Source organism: Jeotgalibaca caeni (assembly GCF_028863945.1).
Taxonomy (GTDB): Bacteria; Bacillota; Bacilli; order Lactobacillales; family Aerococcaceae; genus Jeotgalibaca; species Jeotgalibaca caeni.
Genome location: NZ_JARBEA010000103.1, coordinates 1 through 2,849, shown reverse-complemented (window position 1 = coordinate 2,849; position 2,849 = coordinate 1). Strand labels below are relative to the sequence as shown.

General features: G+C 33.7%; 4 protein-coding genes. 3 read left to right on the top strand and 1 reads right to left on the bottom strand.

From position 1 onward, the window contains the following. Positions 1-530: 530 nt before the first annotated feature. Genes PVE40_RS12500 through PVE40_RS12490 form a run of 3 tightly spaced genes read left to right on the top strand, consistent with a single transcriptional unit; the run spans position 531 to position 2,032 of the window. A complete protein-coding gene (locus PVE40_RS12500) occupies positions 531-902 on the top strand; it encodes a TIR domain-containing protein (protein ID WP_274732263.1) in 372 nt (123 codons plus the stop codon). A 17-nt stretch (positions 903-919) separates the two neighbouring features. Continuing rightward, a complete protein-coding gene (locus PVE40_RS12495; RefSeq protein ID WP_274732262.1) occupies positions 920-1,891 on the top strand; it encodes a caspase family protein in 972 nt (323 codons plus the stop codon). A gap of 15 nt (positions 1,892-1,906) precedes the next feature. Continuing rightward, positions 1,907-2,032: a hypothetical protein gene (locus tag PVE40_RS12490; RefSeq protein ID WP_274732261.1), complete on the top strand. Its 126-nt coding sequence runs from the start codon at positions 1,907-1,909 to the stop codon at positions 2,030-2,032. Here PVE40_RS12490 and PVE40_RS12485 read toward each other — a convergent pair whose 3' ends face one another. Further along, a complete protein-coding gene (locus PVE40_RS12485; RefSeq protein ID WP_274732260.1) occupies positions 2,033-2,680 on the bottom strand; it encodes a hypothetical protein in 648 nt (215 codons plus the stop codon). Between the last annotated feature and the right edge of the window lie 169 nt (positions 2,681-2,849).

The window sequence follows — 2,849 nt, the reverse complement described above, 5'->3', positions numbered from 1 at the left end:
GGTTCGTGCGCCCAAAAATAGGGTTCATACGCCAATTTTCCTAATGTGAAGCCAAATCAGCTTGCGCATTTAGAAAAGCCAATGGCAATTCCGAAAACTGGAATGCTTCATCGTTGAAAAAACATTTTTTCAAGAAAATTTTAGGAGTATGAATAATTCAGGAAAAATATACCTCCGTGAAGTTTGTTTAAATATGTCGATTTAAATTATTGGAGTGAATTAATCTAAGTAATTCAAAAGTACTTCGAGCGACTTTTGTAGGATGAGCCAACTACTTCCTATAGATTTTTCCGCAAAATTACCAAGATGAGTATTGCGGACAGATAGATAAAAAAGGTAGCGTTTCAAACTAATTTCAAAAAAATAATAGAAAGAACCCAATACATTTCATGATACAATGATAATGGGTACATCTACAGCTATAAATATACTGTGTTAACATAAATAAACTTAACTTTTTTGTGATAATTCATTACCAAACTGGGAGAAAGCATATATCGTAGCGACTAATTTATGAAGGAGAGATTAATTTGGCAAACAAAAAAACAATATTTATTGCTTTTTCAATGGAAGATAAAATACAAAGAGATTTCCTAAAAGGACAATCATTGAATACAAACTCACCATTTGAATATATTGATATGTCTGTTAAGGAAGCCTATGATACTGAGTGGAAGAAACATGTTCGGACAAGGATTCGTAGATCAGATGGTGTAATTGTATTGGTCAGCAAAAACTCCTTGAAATCAAGCGGACAAAAATGGGAAATACTATGCTCTAAGGAGGAGAGGAAGAAAATATTAGGTATCTGGGCCTATAGTGGCGATAGAACTAATATAGAAGGTTTAAACACTAAAGTTTGGACTTGGGAAAATATTCGGACTTTTATTGATAGTCTCTAGAGGAAGGTGTGCTATAGATGCGTGCAGCATTGATTGTAGGTATTGACTATTACGAAGAAATAAGCCCATTATTTGGTTGCGTAAACGATGCATACGCTGTTAATGCCGTTTTAGAACGACACGATGGTGGCTCCTTGAATTTTGATTGTAACCTTATGACCGGAACAGGTAAACAAAATCTTATAGAAAAGAGTGAGCTTAAAGATAGTATCGAAGAGCTTTTTAAAAAAGAAATAGATGTCGCATTGTTCTACTTTGCTGGACATGGATATATTGAATCAGCTGGTGGTTATATTTTAGCTGGTAACTCTAGACGCGGTGATGAAGGGGTGTCCTTATCTGATATATTGTATTATGCGAATAATTCTCCTGCAAAGAATAAGATAATTATATTAGATAGCTGTCATTCTGGAATAGCAGGTAATTTACCTGGTGAACAAACGGCGACTTTATCAGAAGGAGTGACAGTTCTAACTGCGTCAGCGGAAGATCAATATGCATCAGAACAAGACGGAAGTGGAGTTTTTACAACACTTTTAGTCGATGCGTTAAATGGCAGTGCAGCTAATCTTACAGGAGATGTTACACCTGGTAGTATCTATGCTCATATCGACCAATCTTTAGGGGCTTGGGAACAGAGACCGATCTTTAAAACGAATGTAAGGCAATTTGTTTCTTTAAGGAAGGTTACACCTCCAATATCAACAAATATATTGAGAAGAATTACTGAATTTTTCCCGGATCCTGGTTTTGAGTATCAGTTAGATCCTACTTATGAACCAGAGGAAAAAGGACGGGATAAGGGTATGCCCAATCCAATAAAAGAACATACAGAAATTTTTTCAATTCTTCAGCAGTATAATAGGTTGAATTTGCTTTTCCCTGTAGACGCTGATCATATGTGGAATGCAGCAATGGAGAGTAAATCTTGTAAACTAACTGCGTTAGGTGAACATTATAGACGCCTTGCAGCAAAGAAAAGAATATAAAAGGGGGCGAACTTATTGTCCAAAGATGAAAAAAATCCCAATCAAACCTTTAAACAAGATAAGAAAAACTATGAGGATCGAACAACAAAATTAAATGTTCCAAAAAAAGGGAAAAGGACCCCCCCTGGACAAAAGAAATAGTCACTCAGTATCTTCAAATATAAAGTATTGCAAGTTTTTTTCGAAGTCTAGCAAGAACTTAATTTCTACATTTTCCTCATCTTTTTTACTTTCAGAATACTCTTTAACTTTATCATAGCTATCTAATTCAGGTTTTACATCAAAAGGAATTAAAATAACCTCATAGTAATCCGAATTATGGCTATAGTATTCTAAGTATCCAGAAGAAATAAGCTCTTTATTAAAATCAAATATGAATACTGATTTTGAGTTACTATCTTCAAAGGCTATATCACGAGGACTACGATGTTCAACCTTAGATAGTTGATTACATTCTCTTATATGGTTTAATAATTTGCTAAACTGTTCTGCTATAAAAGGGAAAACAAAAATACTCAACAATACGGTTATTAATAAAGTGAGCGCCACGCTAAAAGCTATAATTAATAATTTTTCCAAACCTACACATATATTATCTACAAATATGTAGATAAATAAATATATTACATAGTTGAATAATGAGAAAAAAAGCAAAAAGTGATTTCTATCTTGTTCGTTACCATTTCTAAAAACAAGTACACCTAGTTTCTCAAGAATAAAGGAGTTAATAAACCCTAAACTACCTGCTGTGAGAAAAGCTGTTAGAAGTAAAGTAAAGTTATTATCCAATTATAGCTGCCTCTTTCATTTTTTAATTGAGTGTAATGGTTGTATTATCTGATTCATGTAAGTTAGCAGTAATAGAAAAGGATTTTACCACTAAAAACTTTATGAACGCTCCGCGTTCTATGCCATGACGGAAAATCACGTGCAGGAGTATAATAGGGATGGCAATACA